The 8,035-nt window shown below is 60.1% G+C and carries 6 protein-coding genes and 1 pseudogene; 6 read left to right on the plus strand and 1 reads right to left on the minus strand.

What is annotated here, in order from left to right; genetic code table 11:
* Positions 1-655: RNA polymerase sigma factor (locus tag GXX82_18205; GenBank protein ID NLT24972.1), on the minus strand; the 655-nt coding region annotated here is incomplete at its 3' end.
* A gap of 351 nt (positions 656-1,006) precedes the next feature.
* On the opposite strand from GXX82_18205, the gene GXX82_18210 reads away from it, so the two are divergent.
* From GXX82_18210 to GXX82_18235, 6 genes and pseudogenes are all read left to right on the plus strand, one after another.
* Entirely contained in the window at positions 1,007-2,296 is a 1,290-nt protein-coding gene (locus GXX82_18210; protein NLT24973.1) for an efflux RND transporter periplasmic adaptor subunit, read from the plus strand.
* Entirely contained in the window at positions 2,293-3,033 is a 741-nt protein-coding gene (locus tag GXX82_18215) for an ABC transporter ATP-binding protein (protein NLT24974.1), read from the plus strand. The genes GXX82_18210 and GXX82_18215 overlap by 4 nt, the downstream gene beginning before the upstream one ends.
* On the plus strand, positions 3,030-4,238 hold the full coding sequence (locus GXX82_18220; GenBank protein ID NLT24975.1) for an FtsX-like permease family protein: 1,209 nt from the start codon (positions 3,030-3,032) through the stop codon (positions 4,236-4,238). Before GXX82_18215 ends, GXX82_18220 begins: the two co-directional genes overlap by 4 nt.
* A gap of 10 nt (positions 4,239-4,248) precedes the next feature.
* On the plus strand, positions 4,249-5,742 hold the full coding sequence (locus GXX82_18225) for an efflux transporter outer membrane subunit (protein ID NLT24976.1): 1,494 nt from the start codon (positions 4,249-4,251) through the stop codon (positions 5,740-5,742).
* Positions 5,743-6,719: 977 nt separating this feature from the next.
* Positions 6,720-6,869: pseudogene (locus GXX82_18230) on the plus strand (type II toxin-antitoxin system HicB family antitoxin).
* 219 nt (positions 6,870-7,088) lie between these two features.
* The coding region (locus tag GXX82_18235) for a nucleotide sugar dehydrogenase (GenBank protein ID NLT24977.1) at positions 7,089-8,035 on the plus strand (947 nt) is incomplete at its 3' end.

The following is an 8,035-nucleotide window of genomic DNA, read 5'->3' on the forward strand; positions in this document are numbered from 1 at the left end:
GCTTCCTGCGTGACCGGAAGGAACGTATCTTCACGTTCGCCGTGCTCCATCCGAGGAGGTCGGCGACCTCGCGCACGGACAGGCCTTCCAGGTAGACAAGTTCCAGCACCATCCTGTCCTCCGGCGAGAGCCTCGCCAGCGCCCAGTCGAGTACCTCCCGCGCCTCCACCTCCCTGCCGATGTCGTCGATGGAGCCTCCCGACGGATCGGCCGCGGCCCGCTCGACCCATTCCCGCTGTCCGTCACCGAGAGAGCTCATGGCAACCTCTTTCGACCTGTACGCGCGTCTCCAGTAGTCGTAGCAGGTCCGCGTCGCGATCGCCGCTATCCAGTGCCTGAACCCCCCGGACCCGGTGAACTTTGCAAGGGATTCGTAGACGCGGATGAAGGCATCGTGCGCCACCTCTTCGGCATCCTCGTAGGGGACATGGCGACCGACTATCTTGAGGACGTACATCTTGTATCTCCTGAGAAGAAAAGCGAAGGCGTCGCGATCACCGGCGAGAACACGGCTGATGTACGCAAGGTCCGACGCTTCGCGTTCGTCCTGTTCGGCATTATAGATCACGGCAGGTACCCATACAGGTCTGTTATAACAAAGCTGACCCGGCAGGGCAAGCTCCATATCGGGCGGGCATGCATCTTCCCGCCCCATCGCTCCCGCCGAAAACTCAAATAAGCATCCTGTCTCCATCCGTGTCATCCCAACGAAGGTCCTTAGCCCCATCTTTCCCCATAAGTCGCATGCGGCGGCAAAAAAGTTACAAGATACAAGGTAATGGGTCATGGGCGATGGTTCTAACGGTTCCAACGGTTCCAACGGTTCCAACGGTTCCAACGGTTCTAACGGTTCCAACCCGGTTTTCTTCCTATCACCCATCACCTATAACCAATCACCTGTTTCTTTCTTGTCTTTTGTAACCGATCCCTCCCGCCCGACGACTCCATAGTCATGATCAAGAAACTGACATCGCAGACCAAAAACCTTTTTACCAAGGAGCCATCCATGGAAGAGACTCACGACGATACGTCACATATCAGGAAGATACTCCGGTCGGTGGGGCCGGGGAAGGGACTGAAGAGGAGAACGATATGGCTCGCCTCGGCCGCCGCGGCGATCCTTCTCGCGGGTGCCGTGGTCCTCTACGCGTCGACGGGAAGATCACAGGTCCGCTACAAGACCGCGGAAGTGAAGAAGGGAGACCTCACGGTCACCATCACCGCCACGGGGACGCTCCAACCCCTCGAGCAGGTCGAGGTCGGCACCGAGGTCTCGGGGACGATCAAGACCGTCGCCGTGGATTACAACGACCGCGTGAAAGAGGGACAGGTCCTCGCGAAGCTGGATACGACCAAGCTCGAGGCGCAGGTCCTGCAGTCGGAGGCGACCCTGAACTACGCCAGGGCAAAGCTCCGCGAGACGCAGGCCACGGTAGCGGAGACGCAGAGCAAGCTGAACCGCTTCAAGGAAAGCCTCGAACTCAGCGGCGGGAAGGTGCCTTCCCAGGCGGAATACGACGCAGCCGACGCCGCGCTGAAACGGGCGAAGGCCCAGGAGGGGACGGCGAGGGCGGACATCGCCAAGGCCGAGGCGACGCTCAAGGCCAACCGGTCCGACCTTAACAAGGCCACCATTCGTTCCCCCATCAACGGCATCGTCCTCGAGCGGAAGGTGGAGACCGGTCAGACCGTTGCCGCGTCTCTCCAGACCCCGGTGCTTTTCAAGATCGCCGAGGACCTGAAACAGATGGAACTGTGCATCGGGGTTGACGAGGCCGATGTGGGGCAGGTGAAGGAGGGCCAGACCGCCATATTCACCGTTGACGCCTTCCCGGAGAAGAAATTCCCCGCCCGCGTCAGGGAGGCCCGTTTCGCGGCGAAGACGGAGAACAACGTGGTCACCTACGAGACGGTCCTTGAGGTGGATAATTCCGCCATGGTGCTTCGCCCGGGGATGACGGCGACGGCCTTTATCACGGTGAACAGTGTCTCCGACGCTCTTCTTGTCCCCAACGCGGCCTTGAGGTTCGCGCCGGCGCAGGACAAGACACAGAAAGAGACCTCCGGAGGCAGCAAGCTCTTGACGAGTCTCCTGAGCAGGCGACCTCCGGGGACGGACAACCGCCAGGCGCCCAAACAGGGCAGCAGCAACGCGGTGTGGAAGGTGGAAGGCGAAAAGATCGTCCGCGTGAAGGTGACGCCCGGCGCGACGGACGGGGTGATGACGCAGATCCTCGAAGGAGACCTGGCCCCGGGAACGGTGGTGGCAACGGACATTGTGAGGACAAAGAAATGAAGGAAGAAGACTATCGGATAGGAGAGCAGGAAGCGGGGCAACCCCTTATCGAGCTTCAGGGGATAACGAAGGTGTACGGCAAGGGACAGGCGGAACTGCACGCCCTGAGGGGGATAGACCTTTCCATCTACGAAGGCGATTTCGTGGCCGTCATGGGTCCGAGCGGATGCGGGAAATCGACATGCATGAACGTACTCGGCTGTCTCGATACCCCCACATCCGGACGCTATCTCTTCAAAGGGGTCGACATAGCGGATCTCACGCGCAACCAGAGGGCGCTCTTAAGGCGCCACTATCTCGGCTTCGTCTTCCAGGGCTTCAACCTCTTGAGCCGGACATCGGCCCTGGAGAACGTCGAGCTGCCCCTTCTGTACCGGGGCATCCACCATACCAGCAGGCGCGACGTCGCCCGCGAGGCGCTCGATGCCGTGGGCCTTTCCGGGTGGGAGCACCACACGCCGGCCGAGCTCTCGGGAGGGCAGCAGCAGCGCGTGGCCATAGCGCGGGCGATAGCGACATCTCCCGCGGTTCTTCTCGCGGACGAGCCGACGGGCAACCTCGATTCCATCCGCAGCACGGAGATCATGGAGCTTCTTTCATCACTCAACACGGACAGGGGCATCACCGTAATGATGGTGACCCACGAGCCGGACATGGCCGAGTACGCGAGCCGCACGGTAAGGTTCCGTGACGGGCTCATCGCGTCCGACAGCCGCGGCAGCGAGGTGACGCAATGATCTGGAATGCCTTCCTTCTGGCCTTACGGGCCATCCGGCGCAACAAGATGCGTTCCTTTCTGACCATCCTCGGCATCGTCATCGGCGTCGCCGCCGTTATCACCCTCGTGACGGTGGGAGGCGGGGCGACGGCAAAGGTGACGGAGGACATAGCCAAACTGGGAAGCAACCTCCTCATGGTGACACCCGGCCAGATGCGCGGCGGCGGAGGTTTTTCGGGAGCCGCGAGGTCCTTCGAGATCGATGACGCGAAGGCGATCGCCCGTGACGTGAATGCCCTCTCCGCCGTTGCCCCCACGTCTTCCTCGTCGGCCATGGCCGTCTTTGGCGCGAAGAACTGGTCCACCCTCGTCACCGGCTCCGATGCGGCATTCTTCAAGGTGAAGGAATGGATGGTGGAGGACGGCAGGGAGTTCACGGACCAGGAGGTCCGCTCGGGGACCGCCGTGTGCGTCCTGGGTGCCACCGTCAGGAAAGAGCTTTTCGGGGACCAGGATCCTCTGCAGCACAGGATCCGCGTCAAGGGCGTTTCCTTCGAGGTGATCGGGGTGCTTGCCGCGAAGGGCCAGTCGACCACGGGACGCGACCAGGACGACCTCATCGTCATGCCCCTGCGCGCCTTTCAACGGCGCGTCTCGGGAAACGAGAATATCAGTCTCATCCAGGTTTCGGTGGAAGAGGGCGCCTCCACGGAGAAGGCCCAGGAGGACATCGAGGGCCTCTTGAGGGAACGCCGGCGCATCTCCACCCTGAAGCCCAACGATTTCCAGATCAGGGACATGAAGGAGCTTGCCAGCACGATGCTCGCCACCACCGAGCTTCTCACCACCCTTCTCGGGGCGGTGGCGGCGGTCAGCCTTCTCGTCGGCGGCATTGGGATCATGAACATCATGCTCGTGTCCGTGACGGAACGGACCCGTGAGATCGGGACGCGGCTCGCCATCGGCGCGCTGGAACGCGAGGTCCTTCTGCAGTTCCTCGTCGAGGCGATGGTCCTTTCGGCATTCGGGGGGCTTTTCGGGATAATCCTGTCCCTCGCGGCGTCGGCCGTCCTTGTCCGTGTCCTCGATGTACCCTTCGTTGTCAACGGATGGATCATCTTTATCGCCTTCATCTTTTCGGCGGCGGTGGGCCTCATATTCGGCTATTTCCCCGCCCGGAAGGCGGCGAGCCTCGACCCGATAGAGGCCTTAAGACACGAGTAGGAGAGGGGCCATGACAGGAACTATCAAGGAGACAGAGACCATGAACGTGAGAGGGAAGATCATGAGATACGCGGCGCTTTTCATCACCGCCATCATTTTGACAGGCTGCGTCACCGTGGGACCGGACTATGTCAAGCCGGATGTGACGGCCCCCGGGAATTGGAACGCCTCGCAGTCGGCGGAGATCGCCGGGGCGGCTGCCTCGAAGGATTCTCTCGCGTCGTGGTGGGCGAACCTTGACGACCCCACCTTGGTGGCCCTCATCGACACCGCTTTCAAGAACAACAAGGACCTGAAGCAGGCGGCGTCGCGGATACGCGAGGCGAGGGCCCAGCGGGGGGTTACGGAGGCGAGGCTGTGGCCGTCCGTCGATGCCTCCGGTTCCTACACGCGCGCCCGGACGGAGAACAATTCCGAGACCGGCACGTCGAGAGAGCTCTTTGCCGCCGGCCTCGACGCGGGATGGGAGATCGATCTCTTCGGGGGCTTAAGAAGGGCCACCGAGGCTTCACAGGCCTCCTACGAGGCGTCACAGGAGGACTACCTGTCCGTGTACGTGAGCCTTGCCGCGGAGGTCGCGCTCAACTACATTGACGTTCGGACCCTCCAGGAGCGGCTTGCCATCACGGAGGAGAACCTGAGGCTCCAGACGGAGACATGGGAACTCACCACCCATCGTTTGAAGGCGGGCCTCGTGACCCAGCTCGATATGGACCGGGCGAAGACGAACATGGAAGAGACCCGGGCGTCCATACCGACGCTTGCCACCCGTCTTGCCGCCGCGAAGAACAGGCTCTCCACCCTCATGGGGGAATATCCAGGCTATGTCGACGCGAAGCTTACCGAGCCCAGAGACCTTCCGCTTACCCCCGCCGAGATCGCCCTCGGGGTCCCCGCGGAGACGCTCCGCCGGCGCCCTGACGTGCGCGGGGCCGAGAGGGAACTGGCAGCCCAGACGGCGCGCGTGGGCGTCGCCACGGCCGAACTCTATCCGAAGCTCAGCCTCATGGGTTCCATAGGCATCGATGCCTCGAGCTTCGCGGGTCTTTTCTCGGCCAACAGCCGCGGCTTCAGCATCGGCCCCCGGTTCAGCTGGAACATCTTCAACGCCGGCGCCGTGCGGAGCAACATCGAGATCCAGAACGCCCGGCAGGAGCAGGCCCTCCTGGAGTACGAGAAGACGATACTCGCGGCCCTCGAGGAGGCGGAGAACGCGATAACGGCCTACGTCAACGAACAGAAGCGTGCCCGTTCCCTTAACGAGGCCATGACGTCCGCCACGGATTCCACGAAGCTGGCCCTCGTCCAGTACAAGTCGGGCCTCATCGACTTCCAGGCCGTCCTCGACGCCCAGAGAACATACCTGTCGGTTCGGGACAACCTGGCGACAAGCAAAGGCACGGTGGTGGCGAACCTCGTAAGACTCTACAAAGCCCTGGGCGGCGGCTGGACCCCGGAAGCACCTCAACCGGAAGGCGCGCAGACGACGAAGGAAAAGGGGTGACGAGAAAACGAAAGGCGAAAGACATTATCTCTCGCCCGTTCGTCGCCCTGGTCGTGAGGTAAGAGCGGGGGGAAAGCTCAAAGACATTATCTCACGCCCGCTTCGCTCGAGTTCGCAGAGGACGCAGAGAGAGGAGAAAAGAAAGAAAAGACTGCCGCCGGATCTCGGAGCCTCCCAAGATCCGGCGGCCTTCTCGTCCCGCCGTCCCGGCGGGAGAGAAAAGAATATCTTTGTTCTTAAACAACCTGGTCCCCGTTATCCCACCTGTAGTCATGGATTCTATACTTCCTGATCCCAGTCTCATCTTCCCTTCTCCATTTCCTATGCCCCATCCTCCAGACCCTGCTGGCTCCCCCTTATCCATCCCTCCGAAGTCTACACCCTCTTCTTTTCCCTCTCGCGCAGCGGGATGCAGGGACGCTCTGATCCCGGCGGGCGCCGGGATCAGAGCGAATCTTTCCTCTGTGTGCTCTCCTCAAAACCTCCGTGCCCTCGAGCGCAGCGGGCGTGAGACAGTCTTTTACTCTTTCGTCTGCCCTGTCTTTCTGTATATAATAACCTGTTTGAGGATGAACCCGCGTTTTTCTCCTCGCTTTGATCTCTAATATGGAATTATTCAGAAATCCTGTATTGACTTAAGTGCACTATGTCAAGTAATATGTCAAATATAGGTGTAATGTATCCGAAAACATTACACAAAAAGGAGGAAAAGGCAGACAGTTTTTTGGGGGATGCGGCAGCCGCGGGATAGCAGGGTGCAGACGTTGTATTGTTCGTGATATCGAGACCTTAGCGCTACGCTGATGGTGTACCTTTCGACCCCCACCTTTCACCATGACCAGCATAATCCCGCCCCCGCAAGAGAACACCGATCACCACCCGGCACCGCGGCCGGCCATTTGCATAGGATTGACGGAGCATCAATGAAGATGACAAGCCCCTCCTCCATGGCGAACACCAACGTCAATGGCGGTAGCCTGCCCAGAGAAACAGAGCGCATTGTGCGCAGGGAAAACAAGTATTTCGTGTCCCAGTGTCTCAACGTTGACGTTTCGAGCTTCGGTGAAACTATAGATGAGGCGATCGCCAACCTCAAAGAGGCCGTCGAACTGTATTTTGAGGACGCCCCGCAGAAGGGGCAGTGCCAAGATGCGGATTCTATCCTGAGGCGATCGGGCCTCAAGAGGCAAGACTTCGAGCGAGATTCTGTTCTGGACCTCGTTTGATAGTTACCGCACGTCGCAAGTCGCACGTCAAAGGTATCATAGAACAGAAAAGGTCTTCTATGGTTTCCAGCCTGAGACCTGAAACCTGGAACCTGAGACCGTCTCTAACCAGGAGTTTCCATGTCCCAAACACTCATAAAGAAGATCGCTGACCGGTCAGCCCGGATCGGTGTTATCGGTCTCGGTTACGTCGGCCTGCCGCTCGTGATCGAGTTCTTCAAGAGCGGGTTCGCCGTCACGGGATTCGATGTCGACAAGAAGAAGGTGGAAGCGCTTCGCAAGGGCGAGGGGTATATCCAGCATGTGGATATCTCCCCCATCGTCACCGGGCAGCCGGGGAATGGGAAGGCGAAGAGGGCTGCGAAGAAGCCAGGCACAGCGAAAGGTTCATTCGTCGCGACGAACGATTTCTCCCGCCTCAAGGATATGGATTGCGTCATCATATGCGTTCCAACCCCGCTCACGAAATACAGGGAACCGGACCTTTCCTATGTCATGAATACGACACGGACCATCGCCCGCCATCTGCAAAAGGGTCAGCTCATTGTCCTGGAGTCTACAACCTACCCGGGTACCACGGACCAGGACATGCGGACCGTCTTGGAAGAGACGGGCCTCAAAGCGGGGAAGGATTTCTTCCTTGCCTTCTCGCCGGAACGGGAAGACCCCAACAACAAGGACTACCGGACAGGGACCATCCCGAAGGTGGTCGGCGGCTACACGAAGAAATGCCTGAAGGCGGCGGTCGCCCTTTACGACACCATCGTCATCAAAACGGTCCCCGTTTCATCGACGCGCGTCGCCGAAGCGACAAAGCTCATAGAGAACATCTACCGCAGCGTCAACATAGCCCTCGTCAACGAACTCAAGGTCCTCTTCGACAAGATGGACATAGACATCTGGGAAGCCATAGATGCCGCAAAGACAAAACCCTTCGGCTTCCAGGCCTTCTACCCCGGCCCCGGTTTGGGCGGCCACTGCATCCCCATAGACCCCTTCTACCTCACCTGGAAGGCCCGCGAGTACGGGTTTACCACACGGTTCATCGAGCTGTCCGGCGAGATCAA

It is taken from the genome of Syntrophorhabdus sp. (assembly GCA_012719415.1).
GTDB lineage: Bacteria > Desulfobacterota > Syntrophorhabdia > Syntrophorhabdales > Syntrophorhabdaceae > Delta-02.